At 39.0% G+C, this 26,165-nt stretch carries 15 protein-coding genes and 12 pseudogenes; 11 read left to right on the forward strand and 16 right to left on the reverse strand.

Annotation, left to right across the window (positions count from 1 at the left end):
• Window positions 1-636: 636 nt before the first annotated feature.
• The 5 genes and pseudogenes from AC01GB_RS06965 (at window position 637) to AC01GB_RS06985 (ending at window position 5,926) form a co-directional block, all read left to right on the forward strand.
• The gene (locus tag AC01GB_RS06965) at window positions 637-1,200 is read left to right on the forward strand and encodes a fimbrial protein (RefSeq protein WP_474451213.1); all 564 of its coding nucleotides are present in this window, start codon (window positions 637-639) and stop codon (window positions 1,198-1,200) included.
• 25 nt (window positions 1,201-1,225) lie between these two features.
• Window positions 1,226-1,759, forward strand: coding sequence for a Csu type fimbrial protein (locus AC01GB_RS06970; RefSeq protein ID WP_474451214.1), 534 nt, complete (start codon window positions 1,226-1,228; stop codon window positions 1,757-1,759).
• A gap of 17 nt (window positions 1,760-1,776) precedes the next feature.
• Window positions 1,777-2,490 (forward strand): fimbrial biogenesis chaperone, encoded by a 714-nt coding sequence (locus tag AC01GB_RS06975; RefSeq protein WP_474451215.1) that lies wholly within the window; start codon window positions 1,777-1,779, stop codon window positions 2,488-2,490.
• 111 nt (window positions 2,491-2,601) lie between these two features.
• A pseudogene (locus AC01GB_RS06980) lies at window positions 2,602-4,972 on the forward strand (fimbria/pilus outer membrane usher protein).
• A gap of 80 nt (window positions 4,973-5,052) precedes the next feature.
• A pseudogene (locus AC01GB_RS06985) lies at window positions 5,053-5,926 on the forward strand (Csu type fimbrial protein).
• Between the two features lie 129 nt (window positions 5,927-6,055).
• On the opposite strand, the pseudogene AC01GB_RS06990 reads toward AC01GB_RS06985, so the two are convergent.
• The 6 genes and pseudogenes from AC01GB_RS06990 to AC01GB_RS07015 all read right to left on the reverse strand — a co-directional run.
• Window positions 6,056-7,223: pseudogene (locus AC01GB_RS06990) on the reverse strand (nucleotide sugar dehydrogenase).
• A 30-nt stretch (window positions 7,224-7,253) separates the two neighbouring features.
• A pseudogene (locus AC01GB_RS06995) lies at window positions 7,254-8,249 on the reverse strand (NAD-dependent epimerase/dehydratase family protein).
• A 164-nt stretch (window positions 8,250-8,413) separates the two neighbouring features.
• Entirely contained in the window at window positions 8,414-8,587 is a 174-nt protein-coding gene (locus tag AC01GB_RS07000; RefSeq protein ID WP_474451216.1) for a zinc-binding dehydrogenase, read from the reverse strand.
• Between the two features lie 9 nt (window positions 8,588-8,596).
• Window positions 8,597-8,953, reverse strand: coding sequence for a hypothetical protein (locus tag AC01GB_RS07005; protein ID WP_474452420.1), 357 nt, complete (start codon window positions 8,951-8,953; stop codon window positions 8,597-8,599).
• Window positions 8,944-9,916, reverse strand: a pseudogene (gene selB, locus AC01GB_RS07010) (selenocysteine-specific translation elongation factor); the annotation flags it as partial. The pseudogene selB and the gene AC01GB_RS07005, both read right to left, overlap by 10 nt.
• Before the next feature lie 90 nt (window positions 9,917-10,006).
• A pseudogene (locus AC01GB_RS07015) lies at window positions 10,007-10,342 on the reverse strand (aminotransferase class V-fold PLP-dependent enzyme); the annotation flags it as partial.
• Between the two features lie 739 nt (window positions 10,343-11,081).
• Here AC01GB_RS07015 and AC01GB_RS07020 point away from each other — a divergent pair.
• A pseudogene (locus tag AC01GB_RS07020) lies at window positions 11,082-11,476 on the forward strand (GNAT family N-acetyltransferase).
• A gap of 106 nt (window positions 11,477-11,582) precedes the next feature.
• Here the strand turns inward: AC01GB_RS07020 and AC01GB_RS07025 are convergent.
• The 4 genes and pseudogenes from AC01GB_RS07025 to AC01GB_RS07040 all read right to left on the reverse strand — a co-directional run.
• A pseudogene (locus AC01GB_RS07025) lies at window positions 11,583-12,819 on the reverse strand (cytosine permease).
• A gap of 9 nt (window positions 12,820-12,828) precedes the next feature.
• Window positions 12,829-13,053 (reverse strand): annotated as a pseudogene (locus tag AC01GB_RS07030) (helix-turn-helix transcriptional regulator); the annotation flags it as partial.
• Window positions 13,054-13,127: 74 nt separating this feature from the next.
• Complete coding sequence (locus AC01GB_RS07035) at window positions 13,128-13,349, reverse strand: hypothetical protein (RefSeq protein WP_474451217.1); 222 nt, start codon at window positions 13,347-13,349, stop codon at window positions 13,128-13,130.
• Between the two features lie 16 nt (window positions 13,350-13,365).
• Window positions 13,366-14,907, reverse strand: a pseudogene (locus AC01GB_RS07040) (FAD-dependent oxidoreductase); the annotation flags it as partial.
• 529 nt (window positions 14,908-15,436) lie between these two features.
• Between AC01GB_RS07040 and AC01GB_RS07045 the strand changes: the two are divergent.
• A pseudogene (locus tag AC01GB_RS07045) lies at window positions 15,437-16,742 on the forward strand (nucleobase:cation symporter-2 family protein); the annotation flags it as partial.
• A 294-nt stretch (window positions 16,743-17,036) separates the two neighbouring features.
• Here the strand turns inward: AC01GB_RS07045 and AC01GB_RS07050 are convergent.
• Window positions 17,037-17,210, reverse strand: a complete 174-nt coding sequence (locus AC01GB_RS07050; protein WP_474451218.1) for a hypothetical protein — start codon at window positions 17,208-17,210, stop codon at window positions 17,037-17,039.
• Window positions 17,211-17,272: 62 nt separating this feature from the next.
• Between AC01GB_RS07050 and AC01GB_RS07055 the strand changes: the two are divergent.
• Window positions 17,273-17,670: pseudogene (locus tag AC01GB_RS07055) on the forward strand (TIGR00645 family protein); the annotation flags it as partial.
• A gap of 339 nt (window positions 17,671-18,009) precedes the next feature.
• On the opposite strand, the gene mnmE reads toward AC01GB_RS07055, so the two are convergent.
• From mnmE to rpmH, 5 genes are all read right to left on the reverse strand, one after another.
• A complete protein-coding gene (gene mnmE / locus AC01GB_RS07060; RefSeq protein WP_474452343.1) occupies window positions 18,010-19,374 on the reverse strand; it encodes a tRNA uridine-5-carboxymethylaminomethyl(34) synthesis GTPase MnmE in 1,365 nt (454 codons plus the stop codon).
• 113 nt (window positions 19,375-19,487) lie between these two features.
• Window positions 19,488-21,125, reverse strand: a complete 1,638-nt coding sequence (gene yidC, locus AC01GB_RS07065; RefSeq protein ID WP_474451220.1) for a membrane protein insertase YidC — start codon at window positions 21,123-21,125, stop codon at window positions 19,488-19,490.
• Between the two features lie 2 nt (window positions 21,126-21,127).
• On the reverse strand, window positions 21,128-21,388 hold the full coding sequence (gene yidD, locus AC01GB_RS07070; protein WP_474451221.1) for a membrane protein insertion efficiency factor YidD: 261 nt from the start codon (window positions 21,386-21,388) through the stop codon (window positions 21,128-21,130).
• Window positions 21,352-21,711, reverse strand: coding sequence for a ribonuclease P protein component (rnpA, locus tag AC01GB_RS07075; RefSeq protein ID WP_474451222.1), 360 nt, complete (start codon window positions 21,709-21,711; stop codon window positions 21,352-21,354). Before rnpA ends, yidD begins: the two co-directional genes overlap by 37 nt.
• A 13-nt stretch (window positions 21,712-21,724) precedes the next feature.
• Entirely contained in the window at window positions 21,725-21,868 is a 144-nt protein-coding gene (rpmH, locus tag AC01GB_RS07080; RefSeq protein WP_004906236.1) for a 50S ribosomal protein L34, read from the reverse strand.
• A 693-nt stretch (window positions 21,869-22,561) separates the two neighbouring features.
• On the opposite strand from rpmH, the gene dnaA reads away from it, so the two are divergent.
• Genes dnaA through recF form a run of 3 tightly spaced genes read left to right on the forward strand, consistent with a single transcriptional unit; the run spans window position 22,562 to window position 26,159 of the window.
• On the forward strand, window positions 22,562-23,947 hold the full coding sequence (dnaA, locus tag AC01GB_RS07085) for a chromosomal replication initiator protein DnaA (protein WP_474451224.1): 1,386 nt from the start codon (window positions 22,562-22,564) through the stop codon (window positions 23,945-23,947).
• Between the two features lie 4 nt (window positions 23,948-23,951).
• On the forward strand, window positions 23,952-25,058 hold the full coding sequence (gene dnaN, locus AC01GB_RS07090) for a DNA polymerase III subunit beta (RefSeq protein WP_474451225.1): 1,107 nt from the start codon (window positions 23,952-23,954) through the stop codon (window positions 25,056-25,058).
• A 12-nt stretch (window positions 25,059-25,070) separates the two neighbouring features.
• Window positions 25,071-26,159: a DNA replication/repair protein RecF gene (gene recF / locus AC01GB_RS07095; RefSeq protein WP_474451227.1), complete on the forward strand. Its 1,089-nt coding sequence runs from the start codon at window positions 25,071-25,073 to the stop codon at window positions 26,157-26,159.
• Window positions 26,160-26,165 lie beyond the last annotated feature (6 nt).

The following is a 26,165-nucleotide window of genomic DNA, read 5'->3' on the forward strand; positions in this document are numbered from 1 at the left end:
TATTAATTATGACTTCCGCCCGAGCCTATCAAAATAGCTGGGGATAAGAATTATTATTACTGATTAAATTACGATAAGATAAAATGCTACGACTTATGAAAATAAAAAAATAAAATTAAAATATAAATTTAATTTACTATCACTTCTGCAACTATCCCTATTAATTTAATTCTATGTTAAAAAATATAAAACCTCTCTGGTAAACTGCGTAAAATGAGCTATTTACAACCTACTGACTAATTCAACATGACAGGATAAGTATTTAAAAATAACTTTTACTTCAATTAATTAGAAACAAAATACGGCTTATTTTCACTAATCTTAATTTAAGAAAAAATGCATATTATATTAATTAATAACTATTTATTAGCAGAGTAAAATAATAACTTAAGTTTACCTAATAAAAATAATCTGTTGCGTCAAAAAAATTAATTCGCTAAAAAAAACAATAATTTTATTGGCATTTTTTGCATTTCTATTCAATACTCAAATTAAAAATCATGGTAATAAAATAATTCTTTTTTGTTATAACACTTAATTGCCATAACAAAGCTATTTACTGTCAGCCATGAATACAAATGATTGCTGTTAGCAAACAATTGAACAGCTGTGTAGCCATCATAGTAAGGAGCCATAATGAAAGGTATACGTTTATTCTCTGTTATCGGCTGTTTGTTAGCCTCTCATTCTACTCTGGCAGCAACCACAACGGGAACGGTTAATGTAACCCTATCCAATTCCTGTGTTGTTAACGGTTCAACTGCAACTTTTGGTGTTCCCTTGGGAACACTGGATTTTAGTACCCCACCCACCACTTTTAGTCAACTAATAACCCAACTTTCTAATAGTGGCACAACATTTACAGTACAGTGTCCGCCTAATGATACTTTTTCCGCTGTATTAACCAGTAGTAATAACACCGCACCGACAATTCCACATAGTACACAGATTGGTTCGACAGCTCGTTATGTCAATTTAACAGGTAATTCACATGGCGTTTTCTATGGTGTTTTTGATACTAATCCCTCACCCACTCCGGGTACTGCTCTTGCCAATAATGCCACAATTATCCCTGTATCAGGACCAACAAATGGGGTCAGTACCTATACCTTATACGGCCTAACCCAAGGCAATGGCACAAATGCTGGTATTATAGCTGGAACCTATACTAACGTTGTTAATATTAATATAAATTATTAATTTATATTATTTTTCAGGATGAAATATGTCTGGCAACAACTATTTATGGCTATTATTTGATGATTATTTAGCCTGTTTTATTGTATTGTTGGTTATTTTTAGCGCTCTGCCTAGTCATGCCATTACCAGCCAAACATTCCAAGTTGCTGCCACTATTACGCCTGGCTTTATGGTATCCGGTGGTACGCTATTTGGCACCCTCGATTTTGGTACTCATCCCAGTAATACTAATGGCAATATTAATGCTAGCTTAACGCCCAACACCTCGTTAACTTTAGCCTGTACGCCCGGCACTATACTCAGCATGAGTATTAATGGCGGCAATAACTACACCACCAGCCGTAATGTCAAACAAAGCGGTTTTGCTACCCTACTGCCTTACCTACTTTATGCTGATAGTACCCACACCATCCCGATTGCGCTAAATCAGAATGTTTCTGTTAGTTACAGCAATAGCAATAATATTATTTTACCAATCTATGGCGTGCTGCAACTTAACGGCGCCAATAATCCATCAGGTAACTATACTGACATATTAACCGTAACATTATCCTGGTGATCATGGAGGAATACTATATGATCAATGTTTCGCAACCCCCTTTATGTTGCCTTTCGAAACTATGGTTATTGACCTTATTATTCTTCGCTTCCTCAGCCCAATCCGCTAACCATGTCATGATTTGGCCAATGGATCCGGTATTAACCGCTAACGATAATGCCACTGAATTCTGGATCGAAAATAAGGGTACTGAGCCCACCACCATGCAAATCAGAGTAATAGGCTGGCAACAAATTGATGGTCAAGATCGCTATAGTAATCAACAAAATGTCATCGCCAGTCCACCTTTTATGCGGATTGAAGCGGGTCAAAAGCAGCTGATCCGCTTAATAAAACAAGCTACCGTCCCGGCTGGCAAAGAGATTGCCTACCGCTTATTAGCCGATGAAATATTGACACCAGAACAATTAGCAGCGCCGAAGATTGGCATTAATATGCAGATGCGCTATTCCATTCCGCTGTTTGTTTATGGTGAAGGTATTAACTATCTGCGTGGTTCATGCGACCCAATTCAACTGGATCAAAAATACCTCAGTTGGCAATTAACCCGATTAAATGGCAAGCCAGCCATCAAAATTACCAATCGAAGCCCGATCCATGCCCGTTTAAGTCAGATGGTGGTGCAACAAGGCAAAAAACGCATTGTGCTGGCGAATAGCTTGTTTGGTTATGTATTGGCTCGAGTTATATCTGGCCATTACCCGCCACCATTAAACAGCCACAACGGCTAACAGCACAAATTAATACCGATAAACAACTATGGCAAGCATCTAGCACTGGGCTGTACCAGTAAAGTGAAAACTGCCCATTTAACAGGTAAATTAGCCAACTTAATTACCTTACTGATTACCTTACCCATACCGCTATTATCGACAGCGGCGAATAACAGCTGGTCTGAACTGCCGCCACCACCAACTGGCAAAATCAATCAACAAAATTTGCAATATAGGTTGGAGTTAGTGGTTAACCAGTATGCGACCGGGATTATCGCGATCGTCAATGAACGTAAAGGCCATTTTTGGTTATCTGCCGCTGATTTACAAAAAGCCGGTTTGCCCGCAGCGAAACAAACGCAACCGCAAATTGACGTCAGTACCATGCCCGATGTGCAAGTCAGCTATGACGGCAGCCAACAACGGCTACTATTACAAGTTCCCGACAGCTGGTTGCCACAGCAAAACCTAACGATTGGCAATAAGCCTCACCGCTATCAGGGACTTAGTAGCCAGGGAGCGCTATTTAATTATGATATCTACGCCAACCGGACTCAGCATAATCATTCACAATTTTCTGTCTGGAATGAACTACGCATGTTTAGTATGGCTTGCAGCCTATCCAGCACCGGGAGATTTAAACAGCAAATTGGTGGTAGTGATCAGCATAACGATAATCAGGAATTTACTCGTTATGATACCACTTACACCAATGAAAACGAAAACCATGCTATAAGCTGGACGGTCGGCGACTTGATTAGCAACGCATTAAGCTGGAATAGTAGTGTCAGAATGGGTGGGCTGTCACTGTCCCGTGATTTCTCTATCCGACCCGATATTATTACCTACCCATTACCGACCTTTGCTGGTAAAACTGCCGTCCCTACCCCAGTTGACCTATTTATCAATGGTTATCGATCCAGTAATAACCAGCTACAACCTAGTCCTTTTACTATCACCGATATCCCCTATATTATTGGCTCTGGTGAAGCGGTATTGGTCACCACTGATGCCCTTGGCCGACAGGTTTCCACCACCTTACCGTTTTATGTTGCCAGTACCTTGCTGAAACCGGGTCTTTCTGATGGTGCATTTTCAGCCGGCGCACTACGTCGTGACTATCGTATCAAAAACTTTTCCTACGGGCCGGTAGCCGCCAGTGGTTCTTACCGCTATGGTGCTACTGATTGGCTAAGACTAGAGTCCCATGCGGAAGCAGTGTCCTCATTGACACTCGGTGGTTTTGGCTCTTTGATTAAACTGGGCAATTTGGGTGTGCTTAATGGTGCTTATACGCTCAGTCAAATGCGAGGCAATCACGGCAATCAGTTTAATTGGGGTTACCAATATACTCCCTCTCGTTTTACTTTGGCTACTCAACATACCATCCGCAACAGCAAGTTTGGTAATTTGGCACTATATGATCAACCCAACAATCCTAACGATACCCAACCTATCTACAGTTTAAGTCGACGGAGTTCGCAATATTCTACCTCATTATCATTAAATGAATTTGGCAGTATTGGTTTGGCTTACCTGGACATTTATAGATTCAACGGCGATAAAAATCGCTTGCTCAACTTATCATGGAGTAAGGGTTTATGGGGCAATAGCAGTCTTTATTCTTCTGCTAGCCGCGATTATTCACAAAATAACTGGTCATTCGCCTTAGTGCTACAAATTCTATTTAACTTTTTAGATTCGGTGACGCTAGACGCGCAACGCAATACCGCCGGGCAAAATATTCAGCGCGTTACCTATAACCACGCCATGCCAAGCGACGGCGGATTTGGACCATGGCCTACGCGCATCAAGACTCGCAAGATGATTATCAACAAGCCTCACTAGGCTGGCGCAATGCCCATGTCCAAATACAGGGCGGAATTTATGGTTCGTCTGGCAACTATACCCAGTGGGGGAATGTTTCCGGCTCATTGCTTTTGATGGATGGCACCATCCAAGCGGCTAATAAAATCAACGATGGTTTTGTATTAGTGAGTACCGATGGATACCCGAATATTACCGTTGATTATGAACATCAGCCCTATGGTAACACCGGCAAATCTGGTTATTTGTTGATCCCTAGTGTACCAGTCTACTACCCAGCGAGTTATCGTATCAATACCCTAAATTTACCACCCGATATCTATGCAGATACCACCAAACAACGTATTTCTGTTAAACGCGGCAGGGGCTATCTGCTCCATTTCCCCATCAAAGTACGCCATGCTGCTAGTGTGTCATCCTGACCGATCAACGGGGCAAAGCACTACCATTAGCTAGCGTGGTTTCACGGGCGGGCAAACCAGACACTTATGTTGGTTGGGAGGGACTGGTTTACCTGGAAGAATTAGAGCCAAACAATTTGCTAACTGTCCGCACACCGGAAGGTAAACACTGCCAGGTTAGTTTACAACTGCCGGCAAACACTAGCCAACAACTAAAAACCTACGGCCCGCTTACCTGTACTTTAGATGGCAACCCCCAGGAGTTAACATGAATAAACGTCTATTTTCTGCCATTCTGTTGTTATTTACCGGTCTGATTAACAGCCCTGTCTGGGCCGCTTGTAGCGCAACCATGCAGAATGCTTCATTTGGCACACAAAGCTCTTTTGTCATCAATAGCACTGTCCAATCAACCTCGGCTAACCTAGTCGTCACCTGTGGAGCAGTACTAGCTTCTTTGTTAACTACCGATACTATCTCTGCCAAATTGAATAGTGCATCAAGTAGTAGCGGGACCCAAGCGGAAATGAAAAATACCGCCAATACCGATCTTGAACCCATTAATATGTGTAAAGCTTCCAACTGCGCTACAACGACGCCGATTGGTAGTACTATCAATTACTCATCAACCGAATTACTTAACTTATTAGGCGGCAACGTATTTACTATTCCGATCTATTTTAAAACCGTCACTGGACAAAATTTATCGGCCGCAACCTATAACGTAACGTTAAATCTAACCATTAACTGGAATATTTTTGGGCTACTTGGCATCGGCAGTGTCTGTTTAAATCCGCAAGTTGGCAGTACCAACCTTTCGCCAGTGGTGTCACTGATTGTAACCAATGATTGTTCAACGATCACCGCGCCTAACATCAGTTTTGGCAGCGCACCGTTAGTTAGTAGCTTTCCGAATGTGTCGCAAACCATTTCTATTACTTGCACTAAAGGCAGTCTGTACAATGTGGGGATCAACAATGGTAACAATGCTGTTAGCAATGAAACACGGCAGTGGCTTGATCAACTATGATATTTACCAAGATACTACCAATACTCGCTGGGGATCGAGTGGTAGCGAATTGTGGTCTAGTGCCAACTCCACCACCATTAGTGGCGATCAGTTGACCCGTACCTACAATTATGTAGCGAAAGTGCTAACTGGCCAAGCTACCCCGAATCAATCCGGTAACTATAGCGATACACTAACGGTAAATGTCGCTTTTTGATTATCAGGGAGACTATAAAAAGCTGCCACCACTCGCAGCTATGGCAACTCGTCTGTGATAAAAACAGGCAATCGGCCATATTCTGGCGCCAATCGCAGCTTAAGATTGACGCCAGAATATGGCTAATTATCAATCGTTACCAAATAGATCGCGGGTATAAACTTTCTGTTTTACATCTTCCAGTTCCGGCACCAATCGATTGGCCAAAATAATATCGCACTGGGCTTTGAAATCGGCCAAATCGGTAATTACTTTGGAGTGAAAAAACTCGCTTTGTTTTAAAACCGGCTCATAAACCACTACTTCGATTCCCTTTGCTTTGATCCGTTTCATCACACCTTGTACTGCCGATGCGCGGAAATTATCCGAGCCAGCTTTCATCACTAACCGGTAAACGCCTACTTTTTGCGGATTTTGACTAATAATCCTTTCGGCAATGTAATCTTTACGCGTTCGATTCGATTCTACGATCGCATTAATCAAATTGTTTGGTACATCATCATAATTAGCCAGTAGCTGCTTGGTATCTTTTGGTAAGCAATAACCACCATAACCAAAAGAAGGGTTGTTATAGTGGCTGCCAATACGCGGATCAAGTGAAACACCCTCAATAATCTGACGACTATCCAATCCGCGGCTATGTGCGTAAGTATCTAACTCATTAAAATAGGCCACTCGCATCGCCAGATAAGTATTGGCAAATAATTTTATCGCTTCCGCTTCGGTGGCATCAGTAAATAGCACCGCGACATCTTTTTTCAGTGCACCTTCTGAATAATAAATCGGCAAAAATCTTGGCACGTTCGGAACGTTCACCCACCACAATACGAGAAGGATAAAGATTGTCATACAGAGCTCTGCCTTCACATAAAAACTCCGGTGAAAAAATGATATTTTTATACCCTTTCTCTTGTTGCAAGCGGGCAACAAACCCCACTGGGATGGTTGACTTAATAACAATAGTAGCGGCTGGATTAATCTGGTTTACATCATCAATCACCGCTTCTACAGAAGAAGTATTAAAATAATTAGTTTTGGTATCATAATCAGTCGGGGTAGCAACAATCACATAATCTGCCCCCTGGTAAGCCTGTTGTTTATCCGTCGTTGCCCTAAAATTCAATTTTTTTTCTGTCAGGAACGCTTCAATTTCTTTATCCACTATCGGGGATTGCTGGTTATTCAGCATTGTTACTTTTTCAGCAATAATATCTAACGCAACTACCTCATGATGTTGCGCTAACAACATCGCATTCGACAGTCCAACATAACCTGTTCCTGCAATAGCAATTTTCAAAACTAACCTCTCAAATCTTTAGGATCCAGGCTATACGTGATAATAAGTCCGATACCAGTCAACAAACGCCTTTACCCCTTCTTTAATCGAAATCTGTGGCCGATAACCGGTTAACGAAAACAAATCTTTGGTATCAGCCCAGGTGGTATGGACATCACCGGCTTGCATCGGCTGCAAATTTTTAATGGCTTTTTGTCCTAATGCCTGCTCGAGAGCAGAAATAAAATCCAATAATTTTATTGGCTGCCCATTACCAATAATTATAAATACGATAAGGCGCATCACTGCTAGCCGTTAAAGATTTATCCCTCTTTTTTGGCGGAATAATATCAGCAATCGATAATATTCCTTCAACAATATCTTCAACAAAAGTAAAGTCGCGGCTCAGATCACCATTATTATATACATCTATCGGTTTCATCTCCAAAATAGCTTTAGTAAATTTAAATAATGCCATATCTGGCGGGCCCCAAGGACCATAAACAGTAAAAAACGTAACCCAGTAGTCGGCAAATTATACAGATTAGAGTAAGCATGCGCCATTAATTCATTAGCTCTTTTGGTGGCAGCATAGAGGGAGATGGGATGATCAACGGACATATTGGTAGAACAAAGAAATTGATTATTGGTACCATATACCGAGCTGGAAGAAGCATAAATCAAATGAGGGATTTGACCATAATAACAACCTTCCAATATCGACAGAAAACCGGTTAAATTACTATCTGCATAAGCGAAAGGATCCTTTAAAGAGTAGCGGACACCCGCTTGCGCAGCCAGATGGATCACTCTATCAAATTTACCTAAGGTAATCACTTCAATTACCTTTTCCCGCTCAATAATATCCTGCCGCAAAAACTGAAATTGCGAATAAATTGTTAAGCGCTCAAGGCGGGCTTTTTTTAAACCAGGATCATAGTAATGATTAAGATTATCCAACCCAACAACATCATGACCATGTTGTAATAAACGCTGACATAACGTAAATCCAATAAAACCGGCACATCCTGTTATTAAATATTTCATAGCTATTTTTAGGTTCTATAGAGAAATGAAAAATATTTATCTTTTGTGTAATACAAAATCGCATCCGACACTTATTTCCTTCGCCAACATATACAATTAGTCAATAATAAAAAGAAGTGCAAATTAAGCACCTCGAAAATTAGATCAAAACCCTAATCATTAAATTAAAAACCAGCCAATACTAGCTTGCCCTTTACTTTGCCACTTTCTATCATTTGATGGGCAAATCGCAAATTTTCAGCACTGATTTTACCAACTTCTTCACTGATGGTGGTTTTTAATATCCCCTGATCAATCAATCCTGCCACCCGTTGCAATAATTGATGTTGTTTGATCATATCTTCAGTCTAAAAAACAGTACGCGTAAACATAAACTCCCAATGCAATGAAAAAGCTTTACGTTTCATTGGCATAATATCAAAGGTTTTAGGATTGTCGATTAATGCCAGTTTTCCTTGTGGAATAAGAATATCTAATACCTGCTGAGAATAGTCATCACTGTGGGTTAATGAAGCCACATAGTCGACATACTGAATGCCTAATGCAGCAAGCTGCTGCCGAACGGCAGTTAACGCTGTTGGTTTATGCCCGGCAATCCGCTCATCCACCAGTCCATATTCGGCATAGCGTCCTGGCCGATCGATAGAGCCGGCATAATAAACCCAATCGCCAGGTTTAAATAACGTAACTTTACTACCAACCATAAAGGAGTATCCAACGACAACTCAGCCAGTAATGGTTTTATCGGGTGGCTGGTTTAATAAAGCGATACGTCCGGTCACATGACTAGCGGCATGATAGAGATGTAACGGCTGCCAATTTTTTAAACATTCATTCGTTTCAACTTCAACCAGAACTTTATTAACCACAAACGCCGTTTGTTCACTTAACAACCAATCACCACGAGAAATCTGTTTTTTGCTAATATCACCCGTCAGATTTAAAGCGATCCGATCACCGGCTTGTGCCTGTGAAACCAGCTGGTTTTGCGCATGCAATCGCCGAATTTTGACTTGCTTACTTTTTCCGGTTAACCATAGGGGTATCACCAATAGAGACCTGGCCGGACAAAGCCGTTCCAGTGACAACTAAACCTGTGCCTTTAACATTAAACACCCGATCGATCGCCAAACGAAATAGATGACCAAGTTTGGCATGCTGGCCAGCTTGACCATGTAACATTTGCAAATGTAATCTTAATAAAGGAATGCCTTCTCCAGTTAAGGTAGAAGTGACAAAACAGAGTGACTGAGGCCAGCCATGCTCTGCCAACAATTGTGAAATTTCGGTTTGTACCGTTTGGATCCGCTCAACTGAAACGCGATCAGCTTTAGTCAAGATGGTCGTTATTTGCGGGCAGCCGATGAGACGCAAAATAGCCATGTGCTCTTTGGTTTGAGTCATAATGCCATCATCACAAGCAACAATTAGCAATATATGGGATATGCCGCCAATACCAGCTAACATACTAGCGAGAAATTTTTCATGACCGGGAACATCAATAAAACCAATCGAGCGACCATCTGCTTGTGGCCAATATGCAAAGCCAAGATCAATTGTCATGCCGCGTTTTTTTCTTCCGGTAAATGCAGCGTATTGATCCCTGTCACTGCCTGAATCACGGCAGTTTTTCCATGGTCAACATGACGGGTGATGGCAAAAATCATTGTTTTAATAAAACCTGTAATAACTTAGCCTCATCATCTAGACAGCGTAAGTCTAGCCATAAGCGTCCAGCTGAAATCCTACCAATAACAGGAGTAGCTAATTGTCGTCATTGGCGAGCCAGTCTCTTCATTTATTGCACGCTGATAATCTTGGAGATAAGTTCGATTGGTTGTTCCTACCTCTACCAGCTGACAGGCAGCCTATTTCATTACCTCTGGCTGGCGAAATGCGCCGCCAATTTCGACCAATTCTCCTCGCGATACAATAACCTGCCGTCTCGCCGCGATAGTTGCTAACATTAATAACACTGCAGCAGCATTATTATTGACAATACAAACATCTTCAGCACCCGTTAGTTCACAGAGTAAATCAGCTAATATTCGATCACGATGTCCACGCTCTGCGTCATTAAGCGTATGCTCTATCATTAATAGATAAAAAAATAAAATGCACCACAAGAAAAAAAGTGCGTTTTGATGTCAATTAACTTACTGAAATTAAAACTAAATTTATTTTTTTAACTATTTAATTTATAGATATTACATACTTTTAACTATCATATAACAATGATTATTCTTACCGCTTTTCCCCATTCGCATTTCATTACTTGTATCGATATAAAATCGATAAATTAATCCCTTTTATGTTATCTATACATTCCTTGATTTTATTATTAATATTTTTTCATCGTCAAAAACAATTATCTTGGTTTTAATTTTTGCAACTTAAATTTACATTATTAGAATTAATATCCATATTTCTACTTCCTCCATTATTTATTTAATTAAAAATATACCCTAGTGTTGGCAAAAGCCTTTAAACTAACTATAAATTTTTCAGATAAAAAATTGCTAAACTTTTAGTAAAAGCAAATTAGTTATATCTTCTTTTGTCAATTACAGTAAACAAATTATAAGTTATAAAAAAGGTCAATAATTAACCTTGATTATCAGATGATTTTCTGTTAATAGGATGAAGCAGTTATTTTAGTGACAGCAAATTACCACGATAACAAAAAGATAAAAATCAACATGAATTTTAAAAATATGACAAAAAAACTTTATAACATAAATAGATAATTGGTAGACACAAAAATTAAATTAAAAAATACATTTTTGGTAGTAAACAACAAGGATCATACGAATATGAAACTTATACTTAACGATAAAGAAAATACCATCATCGATAGTTAGTTTGTGGAAACATAATTCCAATTTTACCAAGGTAGATATGCATCCGCTAAGAGTGATTTTAATGGATAATAATAATATTGTTGGGAGTTTGATTGCCAGAACATGGTGGGGTGGTTTAGATATCCAATATCTATGGATAGCAGAAAACTATCGGAAAAAAGGTTTTGGAAAAGATTTAATGAAAAAAGCAGAAGATGAAGCCATAAAAAAAAATGTCATATGGCCTATGTTGATACTTTTGAATTTCAAGCCATTAATTTTTATCAAAAATTAGGCTATAAGGAATATGGCCATTTAGAAAAATTTGCTCACTGCTATACCCGCTATTATTTATCAAAGTCGCTGAAAAGCAGTGATGAATACTAAATTAGTTAGCAGTAGTAACAACTTAAACTACTTTCTGGATCGACCAGCTCATCAAGAGTGGTCGCCATTAATATAATTTTTTCGTTGTTACACCGTTAGTTATCTCTTAATTATTACTTAATAAACGATAAATAATACAAACAGCCAGTAGAGAATTAATCGTTGGTATGCCTACTTCTACGGTTATGCCAATAATACTGGCTATTATACAGGCGCAAACAGCATTCCAACCAATTAAAGGTGTGTCTTTATTGGCTGGAATTTTTTCTAGTTGTTGCGTTTCCTGAAAAATATTTCGATGGGTCTTTATAATAAAATAATCCGTTAACATAACACCAACTATCGGCGGAAAGACGACACCAAGGATGGTTAAAAAACCAACAAATCTATCTAAAATACCCAAAACAGAAAGAGTTGTACCAATGATACCTATGGCTAAAGTGATAATAGTGTAATTAACTTTTTTGCCGGTCAATACTAAAATTGAATTGGCAATACTTAATGACGATGAATAAAGATTAATATCATTAACACGTAAAGTAGAGAAGATAACCACCAACAAGCCAATACCACCAACCGCTTGCGTCATAATGGTTACGACATCTACCGTATTTAATGCCCTGGCTAATAATATAGCCAGCCCATTAATGACAAATTTGCCAAGAATAATTGATACCATAACCATCCAAAATACCTGACGGCTATTTTTTGAATATCGACTCATATCTGGCGTAATAAGCGTGGCAATGATACATCCTCCCATGATTAATGTGATTGCAGAAGACAGCATTATTGTTTCACCACCAGGAACTGACTGAATCAAATCCATGCTATTATGATGTTCAAGAATTCCTACCGAAATAAATAGAATCACGATGACAAAAAAAGGGACCGCAATCCAGGCCCTAAATCGTAGCGCTTTAAAACCAAAAGCAACCAGGATCGTCAAAAATAAACCAGATAACGTTGCTGACCATTCAAAACCCAATTTATAACCTAATGCATAATTAAGCCCTTTAGCAAAAACTGCATTTTGTACCCCAAATCAAGCTAATGGCTATTGTAAGACTGACCAAAATTGATCCAATGCGCCCAAAGCCACACCATCTAGCTAAAAGACTACTGGACAACCCTTCTTTCATTCCCGCAAAGACTAAACCAAAAGTAATAATGCCAAAAATGATACTACTAATAAAAATACCTAAAGTCATTGAATTACCTAATACTGCATGCACCTAGCATAAAGGCAGTTAGCATACCAGCATGAACTAATACAACACTCAAAAGGATAAACGTATATTAGTGGGGACACGATTTGTTGGAGAGTTATCTATTAAATTCATATAATTAATTCACTTTGTTATAAAGAGAACACCTGGAGTTAAAAACCGTTCAGGTATAAAGTTATCAAGGGAATATGTTTTACAGTATTCAATAAGTTGTCTGGCCGAATTAACACCCATTTTTTGATAAATAACCTGTAATTTATGATTTACTGTTATAGGGGAGAGATTTAAATATTTTGCTATTTCTTTACTACCGAATCTTTGTTGCAGTAAAAATATTATTTCAAGTTCTCTTTTGGAAAAAAACTACTTTCTTGATAAGTTTTTAATACATTGACAGCTTTTTTCATGATAGATCAATGGATTTATATTAAGTATTTTTTTGCATTCCATAAAATTCCAATACACTCTTTATCTTTATTTAAAAGAGGGATTTTTTCACTGATATACGGTATTAAGGTAGAACTTCCATTCCAATAATCTATTTCAATTACTCTCGTCGTAGAAGATTCAATTTTCGTTAATTCGTCATGTTCTTTAAGCTCGTGAAATAATTCACTCCAAGTAGTAGGAAAAGCTTCATCCATTTAATATAATCTGCTAAGGTGAAACGTTAAATAAAAACTCAACGCCTTCTTCTCGTGCATTAATCACTTCTTTTTTCGAACCGGGCATACTTGCTTCGTCGCGTCGATAAGCACAAGTTACACTGGCTGCGCTAAGACGCACTGCTGTACGCAGACAATCCATTGCAGTGTCACCAGCGCCTAATACCACGATATTTTTGCCTGTTAAGTCACACCAAGGATAGCGAGGATCATCTTCTAATCCCATTACCCGTCTCGTGCTGGCAGTCAAAAAATCTAGCGCCGGAATTACGCCTGATGCATGCTCATTTTCCAATCCAATATTCATCAAACCATAGGTTCCAATGCCGAGGAAAATAGCGTCATAATTATTAGCCAACGTAGAGAAAGCAATATCCTGACCAATTTCGCAATTGAGATGAAACTGAATACCCATCGCACTGAAAATCTCGCGTCTAGAACTTAACAACTGCTTATCAAGTTTGAAAGGAGGTATACCAAAAGTAAGTAATCCACCGATCTCGGGATGACGCTCATAGACATCAGCCTTAACCCCCGATCTTGCAAGTATATCAGCACAACCAAGCCCGGCTAGTCCAGAACCGATTATCGCCACTCGTTCTGAACGCTGGCTTACTTGTGATAAATTTGGTTGCCAGCCTTGTGCCAGTGCAGTGTCAGTGATGTAGCGCTCCAAATTTCCAATAGCGACCGATCCCCCATGTTGTTTCATTGTACATGCACCTTCACATAACCGCTCCTGTGGACAGACGCGACTACATATTTCTGGTAATGAACTGGACTGGTGACATAATTCAGCAGCTGCAATAATGTTTCCTTCACTGGCTAACTGAATGAAATCCGGTATATGGTTATGCAAAGGGCATGTTAAATTGCAGGATGCTTTTTGCGCACAATAGAGGCAACGGCTGTTTTCATATCTAGCTTGTTGTTGATTAAGCCCAATATAAATTTCGGCAAAGTGTTGAATACGTTGCTGGGCAGAAACTTTCTGCGCTCCTTTTCGCAGCGGCTTATTCAGTATCTGTTTACGTCGTGGCTGTTTTTCAAGCTGGCGAAAATTTCTATTTACTGTTCTTTGTTGTCTCTCTTGACGCAAAGTTAACAACGATTGTTCATCAACAATCCGTAACGCTTGCGTGGGACAATGTGTCACACAAGCTGGTTGGTCAGCATTAATTGTCTGACACATATCACATTTTTGTGCCAGGGCGATATTTGAATCTACTGCCGGCACCATATCAATGGCGCCAAACGGGCAGGCCACAATACAACTTTTACAACCAATACAGCGAGTTTGATCAAGCTGAACGGTTGCGCTAACAAAACGCAATGCATCCACCGGGCAACTGGTAATACAAGGAGCGTTATTGCAATGACGGCAGGTTACTGCAATACTGTTTTTCGCCCTTATACGCGGAACAAACTCACGAGTGCTCTGTGGCCAACGTTGATGATTATGAGCAACCACACAGGCAATTTCACAAACATGACAACCGATGCATTCACTTGGATCAGCAATAATTAATTTATTCATTCGCTCTCCTAGCTAGTAAGTTCAGGTATACTGTTCCAATCAGGAAGCAATAATTGGGCAAATCTCTTTAATAATTTAGGCCTAACATAAAATTTTGCGATTCACTTCAAAAATTTGCCTTTATCATGTTTAGCACTATCCATCTTCTTGTCATAAATTATTCTCACTTTGAGAATGACGTATCACAGTGAAACCAGGAAATATCTCTTTTCGACTAATAAAAGCCGGATAAAAGTAAACTTTGCCACTATAGCAAGTAATATCGATTGTGATTTTAATGCAGAGTTGAAAACTAATAGCCGTAATCAGCAGCTTTTCGTTTATTCTCAAGATGAGAATTAGCCTCAAGTATAAAATAAGCATATTTGATCCGTTTTTAATGATACCTTCCTATTTACCGGCCCGGCCGACAACAAAACGTGACTTGATTCACGAATGGCACCTACATTTTTACTTCTTTATTTATATTGGCATGGATGGATATTGATATTTGCTGAAATGCTGATTGGAGCAATTTAGACCAGTTTGTATGCCAAATACTGTTCTAACACGTACATTAACTGTTCTTTCCAAACACCAATCAGCCCCAGTTAACGAAATACTTCCCATTGGGCAAATGATACTTTACGGACTACAACATGTTTTAGTGATGTATGCAGGCGCAATCGCCGTTCCATTAGTTATCGGTAATGCTGTCGGCTTACCCGTAGAGCAAATTATTCTATTAATTAGTACTGATCTGTTTATCTGCGGAATAGCAACTATTGCCCAATCCTTCGGTTTTGGGGCATAGATTGGCTGTCGCTTACCATTAGTGCAAGGCTGCACATTTGCCGCACTGGTTCCAATGATGCTAATCGGTAAACAGTATGGTATTAGCGGCATTTCCGGCGCCGTAATTATCGCCGGATTATTCACGCTGATATCGCACCCTGGATATGCCATCTTGTGCGTTTTTCCCTAAAGTTGTCATGGGTGCGATTGTGACATTGATTGGGCTTTCGTTAATGCCCGTTGCAGGCAATTGGATTATTAGTGGCAATAGCGGGAGCATTCTACCGCTTGTCATGGCAGCTCTGACACTTATTATTATTCTTCATATCTATCACTTTATGACAGGAATGATCAAAAATATTGCTGTGCTTCTTGCTTTAATAGGTGATACGGTTATCTAGAGTTGCTTTCTGCCGCTTGATTTTCATTTCGTCAATTCAACACCCTGGGTTAATTTTCCCCAAATTATGTGGCTAGCTAAGCCCGAATTTCACATTGTCCCGGTCGCACTGCTATCTATGGTTATTGTGGTCGTGATGATAGAAACCATGTCATCAATGATGATTATTGGCGATATGGTTGACAAAAAGGCCGATGCTACCACTTTACGTAACGGTCTCAACGCCTGTGGTATTGCAACTATGGTAGGAGGGCTGTTTAATCTTTTTCCCTATGCTGCGTTTGCTCAAAATGTTGGTCTGATTGGTCTTACCGGTGTGCGTAACCGCTTCGTTGTCCCCGTTTCGGGAGTGCTTCTCATTCTAATGGGGATGTTTGCCAAAATGGCCGCACTGGTTGTAGCAATTCCTAAACCGATATTAGGAGGAGCCGGCGTCATAATGTTTGGTATGGTCGCCGTATCAGGAATTCGCACGCTCAGCAGTATTACCTATAGGCATAATAATAACGAAATGGTAGTAGCACTAACATTAGCTCTTGGCCTGATGCCTATCATGGTGCCACAGTTATTTGAAGGTTTTCCTAGCATGATGCAAATGTTCCTCCATAGCAGCATCACCATAGGCACAGTGATCGCTATTCTGGCCAATTTAACGCTTAATAAAGCATTGTCCAAGCTGATGGAAGAAACAGATCCTTCGTCCGCCAATATGTCACCATATGCCCCTATAAGAGCAATAAAATGATAGTTATTATTGAGAAAAACCGAGAAAAATCAGGAGAATTAGTAAAATAAAATCAACGATTAACGGCTGCATTTACTTATTAGCAAGTTAATCGTTAACATTTAAGCAATAACCTAAACTTCAACCAGCGTTGAGTTTGTAGTTTTCACTAGCCTTTGTTATAAGTAACATACTTTAACTTAGGCTCAGCGAAAAGTGCTCTCAATAACACTATTTATCAATATAATAGCGGCCAATATTAACTCTCTGCCCTCCAATACCTTTACTTTGTTGATAAAAGTAGACGCCACTATGTTCATTTTCACATAGTAAGGTGATGGTATAGTGGGTAGCTTGACCTTCAAACTCTTCTTGGGCGTCAATTACACCAGTATTTGGCTCCACCAGGCGATAACGATATTTTCCGTGGTATTGTTTGCCATTATTGAGAATATGGTAATCGTATTTACCATCAGCAGATAATTCATATCATTCCTGAACTTTTACTATCACTGAATCAGGATTAATATTAACGGTTTTATCACTGGTTGATATTGCACTGGTTGGTGGGCTTTTAGTTATGGTGATGTTTTCAGGTTACGAAAACTTTATTTTAAAAATGACCGTTGATGATAAACATCAAAAATTAAGCTGGATGGGCAAAATGGATGTCAATTCCATTAAAAATAAAGTTGCCTCATCAATTGTTGCTATTTCTTCGGTTCATTTTTTACGACTGTTTATGGAAGCTGAAAAAGTAGCCGATAATAAAATAATGTGGAGTGTAATTATCCATTTGGCTTTTGTTTTATCTGCCTTTGGCATGGCTTATATTGATAGAATGAGTAAAAATACCAAAAGCTAATGAATAGAGTTAAATCATTCACCCCAGTGCTATATAACAATAGGGAAAATTATCTCCTTTACGCCAAGGTTAGATAAACATATTCCGATAAATTACAGTAAAAAATGGTCAGTTAATTTGCGTTATTTAATAATATTTAAAGCCGTTGAAATATTAAACGACTTAAAGTAAAACATTTTAATCGAAAATAGAGCCAATTAAAGAACAATTTGTGATCCAGAGACAGTAACAACTCTCGACCTTTAGGCCGAGAGGATATCAATGTAGCTTAAAATTTAACAAGTCATTGCCTGAAATAGATCTGCCTGCTGATGTGGAGTGATTGTTTTTGTTTACATGCTATTTTCCAATACAGAAGCTGGAAAAAATACGACCTAATAAGTCATCGGAGCTAAATTCCCCTGTAATTTCACTTAATGCCTGTTGAGCCAAACGAAGTTCTTCTGCTAATAACTCACCAGAGTGAGCAACCACTAACTGTTGATAACCTTGCTGTAAATGCTCTGCAGCAATATTAAGTGCTTGAATATGACGGCGTCTGGCTAAGAATCCGCCTTCTATATGATGATTAAATCCAATACTTTCTTTCAAATGTTGACGCAATAAATCAATACCTTCTTTGCGATAGGCTGATAGGCTAATAAGTAAGTAATTACTAACTTTTGTTATTGCAACTGGTTCATTAGTAATATCGACTTTATTTCTAATCACCGTAATAGGTAAAGATTTCGGCAATCGCGCCATAAATTCCGGCCAAATCTGCTCAGGTTCAGTTGCTTCTGTAGTGGTGCTATCCACCATAAATAATATATGATCCGCTTGCTCTATTTCTTGCCAGGCTCGCTCAATACCTATTCTCTCAACTACATCTGTCGCTTCACGTAAGCCTGCCGTGTCAATAATATGCAGAGGCATACCATCAATATGAATATGTTCACGTAATACATCTCTGGTTGTGCCAGCAATATCCGTTACAATCGCCGTTTCACGGCCAGATAGAGCGTTTAATAAGCTAGATTTACCTGCATTCGGTCGTCCTGCAATCACAACCTTCATGCCTTCTCGTAATAAGCTACCTTGATAAGCTTGTAAACGCACACTATCCAAATGGGCTATTACCTGATTCAATTTTGTTTCTATCTTACCATCAGATAAAAAATCAATTTCTTCATCTGGAAAATCAATTGCAGCTTCAACGTAAATACGCAAGTTAGTAAGCGCTTCCACCATTTCATAAATCTGCTGTGAGAAAACACCCTGTAACGAATTTACCGCTGAACGAGCAGCCTGCTCAGTACTAGCATCGATTAGATCAGCAATAGCTTCCGCCTGAGCTAAATCCATTTTGTCATTAAGAAAGGCGCGCTCAGAAAATTCACCTGGATTAGCAATCCGGATCTCATTAATAGCTAAAACCCGCTTAAGTAATAAATCAATAATGATAGGCCCACCATGTCCTTGCAATTCAAGAACATCTTCACCAGTAAATGAGTTGGGGGCAGGAAAATAGAGTGCAATTCCTTGATCTAACACTTTGCCATTGTTATCATAGAAAGGCAGGTAATCCGCATAGCGAGGTCGAGGTATTTTACCTAAAACAATGCGGGCAATTTCAACAACTTTTGGCCCTGATATTCGCAAAATACCAACACCACCACGTCCAGGAGGGGTTGCCTGCGCAATAATTGTATCATTGGTATATATACTCATTTTACTCTCAATTCTTACCATAAATATGATTAAGGCGGTCTAATGACCGCCTTAATACATTTTCTATTTTGTTATTTCTTTAATTGCAAATAACAAAATGCCAAAACTTATTTTTTATCGCGACTATGTAGGCCACGCTTTTCTAATCCACGATAAATAATTTGTTGCTGGATAATCGTCACCAGGTTACTAACGATATAGTATAAAACCAAACCAGAAGGAAACCACAAAAAAAATACCGTAAAAATAACCGGCATATAGGTCATAATCTTCTGTTGCATAGGATCAGTTACTGTCGTTGGCGACATTTTCTGAATAATATACATCGTCAAACCCATTAACAACGGTAGAATATAGTATGGATCCTGAGCTGATAGATCTTGGATCCAACCAATAAAGGGAGCATGGCGCAGCTCGACAGAACCCATCAACATATAATATAAAGCTAGGAAAATAGGCATCTGAATCAATAAAGGCAGACAACCACCTAACGGATTGACTTTTTCTGCTTTATAGAGAGCCATTATTTCTTGGCTCATACGTTGCTTATCATCACCAATCCGTTCTTTCATCGCCGCAAGTTTGGGCTGCAATAGACGCATTTTTGCCATTGAAGTATATTGTGCTTTAGTTAATGGATACATAATCCCGCGCACAATAAAAGTAATAACAATGATGGAAAAGCCCCAGTTACCGATAAAACCATGAATAAATTTCAATAATTTAAATAACGGTTGAGAAATAAACCACAACCAACCATAGTCGACAGTTAAATCTAAATGTGGTGCAACTGCTGCCATTTCCGATTGTAATTCAGGACCTACCCACAAGGTTGAGGTGTAATTTCCTTTACTATTAGCCGCAACTGTTATCGGCGAACTTTTATAGCCAATAATAGCAATGGCATTATCTAAATCGATTGTATAAAAAACGTTTTGGTTCTGATAGCCAGGGATCCATGCTGTAGCAAAATATTGCTGCAACATTGCAACCCAACCACCTTTAGTATTAACGTTTAAACTATTATCAGTAATATCACTGAAACTACATTTTTTATAATTTGTTTCATTGGAAGAATATGCTGCGCCACGATAAGTATGTAAAGCAAAATTATTACTTCCTGTATCACGTTCTTTTGGTAGTTCTGTAGTCTGTTTTAACTGACCAAAAAAAGCTAGCGTCAATGGTTTGGCACTATTATTGTCAATATTATACTCAACAGAAATATTATATTTACCACGTTTTAATAGATAGACTTTCTGATACACCACTCCATCTTTACCAGTAAAGGTAAGAGGAACACGCAGTTCATCTTGGCCATCTTGCAACACATAACTGGTTGCATTTGAGAGATATAAAGGACTCAATCCATTATTGTAGCCAGGGTTATCGGGACCATCCTGACCGATAAATCCGCTATGTGATTGATAAATAAAATCTTTACTGGTTTCCAATAAACGAAACGGATCAGATGAATGTAATTCCTTAGGGTAAAGCAACAGCTCAGCCTGATCAATATCGCCGCCACGGGTATTGATGCGTAATTCAAGCACATCAGTTTTTACTGTGATAAATTTAGCTTGCTCATTACCTAGATTAGCTTGGTCATCATGACTTGGCATATCCATTTGTTTTACAATTTGGTCAGTCTTTATAGGTTGTGTTTTATCACTTTCCCATGTCTGCCAAATTAAAAACGAAACAAATAGCAAAGCGATGAATAAAAGATTGCGTTGCGAATCCATCGTTAATGTTCTCTATTATGGTCATTCTGTCTAGGTGGAACAGAATCGTCGCCACCTCTATGTAAAGGATGGCATTTTAATACGCGTTTCATCATTAACCAACCACCTTTTATCAATCCAAATCGATATAGTGCTTCGATCCCATATTGGGAACAGCTAGGGTTGAAACGGCAGCGCGGCCCTAACAATGGACTTACTATCAATTGATAACCTCTTATTATCGAGATTAAGAACCGCGAGCCAAACGACAGTGACGACGCCATAATTTGCCTAATGTTTCGGTGATTTCTTGATTATTCAAATCAGCAATCCCCTTTCTTACTAATATCACAAAATCCATCGAAGGCAACTCATGCTGATGTAAACGAAAATATTCTCTCATTAATCGTTTAATTCGATTGCGTTCATGTGCCCGTTTAACATTTTTTTTTGCGATAGTAAGACCGATCCGCGGGTATCCCAGCTCATTGAGGCGTCCAAGAATGGTGATTTCTGGAGAACTCGCCCGTTGTGGCTGCTGAAAGACATAATCAAAATGCCTGGGAGTTAATAATCTTAACTCCCTAGGAAAAGCAAGCATAACCACTTAGATAGGGTTATTACTTTGAAGAAACGGTCAGACGAGCGCGGCCTTTAGCACGACGACGAGCCAAAACCTGACGACCATTTTTAGTCGCCATACGAGCACGGAAACCGTGAGAACGGTTACGTTTTAGTACGGACGGTTGAAAAGTGCGTTTCATAGCGGTTTCTACCTAACTTAACAAAATAGTTATTATTGATTCAGTAAATTCGTGGGTGACCAGTGGCCAGTGGAACAAACAATACTGATATATCCAATCGTAACAACACCAATATAGCAAAGAAGCAGGATTGTAATAAAATATCTAGCATTACGCAATGCGGGAGAAAAATTCAACGCTTTTCTCCACCATTAGTTACGATAAAACTTAAACGAATACCCTACTTTTCTTTCTTACCAAGCACTGCCAGAAAACTGGAAAAATGATGATATCACACACAAAGTGCAAAATTATACGGATTCTCATGGAAATCTCAAGGATCATTAAAAGATCAAAAAATTATTTGGCTCAAAATAGAGACTAATCGTCTAGTTTGATCTAAAGTTATCTGTTACTAGGTGTTATATATATCTAATATATGTGCTAGTATTCTTTTTACTTCCTTATTCATTTTATACATCTTGATCCTAAATTTAATCCTGTGGATAAAAAGTGCTAAAGCTGTGTAAAAGAGAGAGGATCTTATTCAAATTTTGCGCTATGATCTATTATAGTGTACTGAGATCATAGCTTGTACAAACTGATTTAGTTTATCACGCAAATTTTCGGTAAATCTTTTCTGGGGTATTAACAATTTTTATTACCTATTAAATTTAATAATTTTCCATTGGTCTTGTTTTAGGGGAGTCCGTCGTGTCATTTTCACTTTGGCAGCAATGTCTTGCCCGATTGCAGGATGAGTTACCTGCCACAGAATTCAGTATGTGGATACGCCCTCTCCAGGCAGAATTGAGTGATAATACATTAGCACTCTATGCACCTAACCGTTTTGTATTAGATTGGGTAAGAGATAGATACATCAATAATATTAATGAATTATTGAGTGATTTTTGTGGTTCTGATGTGCCTGCATTGAAATTTGAAGTGGGTAATAAACCGCAAATAACCGTAAGCGGTACCTCAACGCATACCGTAGCAAATAAAACTATTTCGACGCAAATAAATTCAACAGTACGCCCTAGTTGGGATAAAACACAAGTTCAACCTGAAATCGCCTATCGTTCAAATGTGAACCCTAAGCATACATTTAATAACTTTGTCGAAGGTAAATCAAACCAACTTGCTCGTGCCGCTGCCAGCCAAGTAGCAGACAATCCTGGCGGAGCTTATAACCCCCTTTTTCTTTATGGTGGTACAGGATTAGGTAAAACTCACCTGCTTCATGCTGTAGGTAATAACATCATGGCGCACAAAGCGAATGCAAAAGTGGTTTATATGCATTCTGAGCGTTTTGTCCAAGATATGGTAAAAGCGTTACAAAATAATGCGATTGAAGATTTTAAACGTTATTATCGCTCGGTAGACGCATTATTAATTGATGACATTCAGTTTTTTGCTAATAAAGAGCGCTCTCAAGAAGAATTTTTTCATACCTTTAATGCGTTACTCGAAGGTAACCAGCAAATCATTCTGACCTCAGATCGCTATCCTAAAGAAATTAATGGAGTTGAAGATCGACTAAAATCTCGTTTTGGTTGGGGATTGACGGTTGCGATTGAACCACCAGAATTGGAAACCCGTGTTGCTATTTTGATGAAAAAAGCGGACGAAAATCAGATGCAACTACCTGATGAAGTCGCTTTCTTTATTGCCAAACGCTTACGTTCAAATGTTAGAGAGCTGGAAGGGGCGTTGAATCGGGTTATAGCCAATGCTAACTTTACCGGTCGCGCAATTACAATTGATTTTGTTCGTGAAGCATTACGCGATCTACTCGCATTACAAGAAAAACTGGTCACTATTGATAATATTCAAAAAACCGTTGCTGAATATTATAAAATTAAAGTTGCTGACTTGTTATCCAAGCGCCGTTCCCGTTCTGTGGCGCGCCCGAGGCAAATGGCAATGGCATTAGCAAAAGAGCTTACAAACCATAGTTTGCCCGAAATTGGCGATGCCTTTGGTGGACGAGATCATACAACCGTACTCCATGCTTGTCGAAAAATCGAGCAGTTACGGGAGGAAAGTCACGACATCAAAGAGGATTTTTCTAACTTAATCAGAACATTATCATCCTAATGCTATGAAATTTACTATTGAACGTGAACAATTACTCAAACCACTACAACAAGTTAGTGGTCCACTTAGTGGGCGGCCTACATTACCTATTTTAAGTAATTTATTACTGCAAGTCAGTGAAAAAACACTTTCATTAACAGGTACCGATCTAGAAGTAGAAATAGTCGCAAAAGTGACACTAACACAACCAGGTGAAGATGGTTCAATCACGGTACCCGCCCGTAAATTTTTCGATATCTGGCGTGGGTTACCCGATGGCTCAGAAATCAAAGTTACTCTTGAAGGAGAGCGTCTACTGGTGCGTTCCGGTCGTAGCCGTTTTTCGCTTTCGACTCTGCCTGCCGCTGATTTTCCAAACCTAGACGATTGGCAAAGTGAAGTCGAATTTGAACTCCCTCAAACGACGTTAAAACGTCTAATTGAAGCTACCCAGTTTTCAATGGCACACCAAGATGTACGCTATTATCTTAATGGCATGCTATTTGAAACTGAAGGTAAAGAATTACGCACTGTCGCTACCGATGGCCATCGTTTAGCGGTCTGTTCACTCAATATTAATATTGATGAGAATTTACCAACTCATTCAGTGATTGTTCCTCGCAAAGGGGTAGTAGAATTTATGCGATTACTGGATAGTAGCGACGAGTCACTTAAGTTACAGATTGGTAGTAATAATATCCGAGCTCATGTTGGTGATTTTATTTTCACCTCAAAACTAGTGGATGGTCGTTTTCCTGATTACCGACGTGTTCTACCCAAAAATCCAGATAAAACATTGACCGCGGATTGTAATAAACTTAAACAAGCATTTTCACGAGCTGCGATTTTATCAAATGAAAAATTTCGCGGTGTACGCCTCTATATCAACGAAAATCAACTTAAAATTACCGCAAACAATCCAGAACAGGAAGAATCAGAAGAAATTGTTGATGTTAATTATCAAAGCTCGATGATAGAAATTGGTTTTAACGTCAGTTATATCCTCGATGTTTTAAATACACTAAAATGTGAACAGGTTAATTTGTTGTTGACTGATTCAAATTCAAGCGTACAAATCGAAGATGTAGCTAGTAATGCGGCAGCTTATGTTGTTATGCCAATGCGTCTGTAATATCTAAATTCTATGATGCTTTCGCGTTTACTTATCCGCGACTTTCGTAATATAGAAAGTGCGGATCTACCATTAGCAACCGGTTTTAATTTTTTAATTGGGCCAAATGGCAGCGGAAAAACAAGTATTCTTGAAGCGATCTATACATTAGGACATGGTAGGGCTTTTCGTAGCATTCAAGCAGCACATGTCATTCGTCATCAACAACATAATTTTGTTTTACATGGTCGTCTTGTTCCTATAGAGCCAGAATCACGTGAACTGACTTTGGGATTAAGTAAAGATCGTAACGGTGAAAGTAAAGTTCGCATTGATGGCAATGATGGGCATAAAATTGCTGAATTAGCTAAATTATTACCAATGCAACTAATAACTCCTGAAGGTTTTACCTTATTAAATGGTGGCCCTAAATATCGTCGAGCTTTTCTTGATTGGGGATGTTTCCACAATGAACCTCAGTTTTTTGCTGCCTGGTCTGATTTAAAACGGCTATTAAAGCAACGTAATGCAGCATTACGCCAAGTAACAAGTTATAATGAGCTACGTCATTGGGATTATGAACTGATCCCTCTGGCCCATAAAATAAGTGAATGGCGAGCCAGCTATATTGCAGGAATTACGAAAGATATTGAAAACACCTGTAAACAGTTCTTACCTGAATTTTCACTTAGCATCTCATTTCAGTGGGGATGGGATAAAGAAACCGATTATTCAGATATACTAGTAAGGCAATTTGAACGTGACCGAATGCTTACCTATACCGCATTAGGGCCACACAAAGCTGACTTACGGATCCGCGTAGAAGGAATTGCCGTTGAAGATATCCTATCGCGCGGGCAGTTAAAATTATTAATGTGCGCATTAAAATTAGCGCAAGGTGAATATTTCACCCGACAGAGTGGGCAACGATGCTTATATCTGTTAGACGATTTTGCTTCTGAGTTAGATAAGGATCGCCGTCAATTATTAGCCGAGCGGCTTAAAGCGACGCAAGCTCAGGTCTTTGTTAGCGCGATTACCATCGCGCAAGTTAAAGATATGTTAGATGGAAATAGCAGGATGTTTTGCATAAAACATGGCAAAATAGAAGTTCAACCATAGGATCAG

It is taken from the genome of Candidatus Arsenophonus phytopathogenicus (assembly GCF_056113345.1).

Bases quoted from the DNA above. Each gene is read 5' to 3' on its own strand.
- dnaN (WP_474451225.1), top strand. From the start codon at position 23,952: ATGAAATTTACTATTGAACGTGAACAATTACTCAAACCACTACAACAA.
- rpmH (WP_004906236.1), bottom strand. From the start codon at position 21,868: ATGAAACGCACTTTTCAACCGTCCGTACTAAAACGTAACCGTTCTCAC.
- AC01GB_RS06970 (WP_474451214.1), top strand. From the start codon at position 1,226: ATGTCTGGCAACAACTATTTATGGCTATTATTTGATGATTATTTAGCC.
- yidC (WP_474451220.1), bottom strand. From the start codon at position 21,125: ATGGATTCGCAACGCAATCTTTTATTCATCGCTTTGCTATTTGTTTCG.
- AC01GB_RS07000 (WP_474451216.1), bottom strand. From the start codon at position 8,587: ATGATCAAACAACATCAATTATTGCAACGGGTGGCAGGATTGATTGAT.
- yidD (WP_474451221.1), bottom strand. From the start codon at position 21,388: ATGGCGTCGTCACTGTCGTTTGGCTCGCGGTTCTTAATCTCGATAATA.
- AC01GB_RS07005 (WP_474452420.1), bottom strand. From the start codon at position 8,953: ATGGTTGGTAGTAAAGTTACGTTATTTAAACCTGGCGATTGGGTTTAT.
- recF (WP_474451227.1), top strand. From the start codon at position 25,071: ATGATGCTTTCGCGTTTACTTATCCGCGACTTTCGTAATATAGAAAGT.
- AC01GB_RS06965 (WP_474451213.1), top strand. From the start codon at position 637: ATGAAAGGTATACGTTTATTCTCTGTTATCGGCTGTTTGTTAGCCTCT.
- AC01GB_RS07035 (WP_474451217.1), bottom strand. From the start codon at position 13,349: ATGGATGAAGCTTTTCCTACTACTTGGAGTGAATTATTTCACGAGCTT.
- AC01GB_RS06975 (WP_474451215.1), top strand. From the start codon at position 1,777: ATGATCAATGTTTCGCAACCCCCTTTATGTTGCCTTTCGAAACTATGG.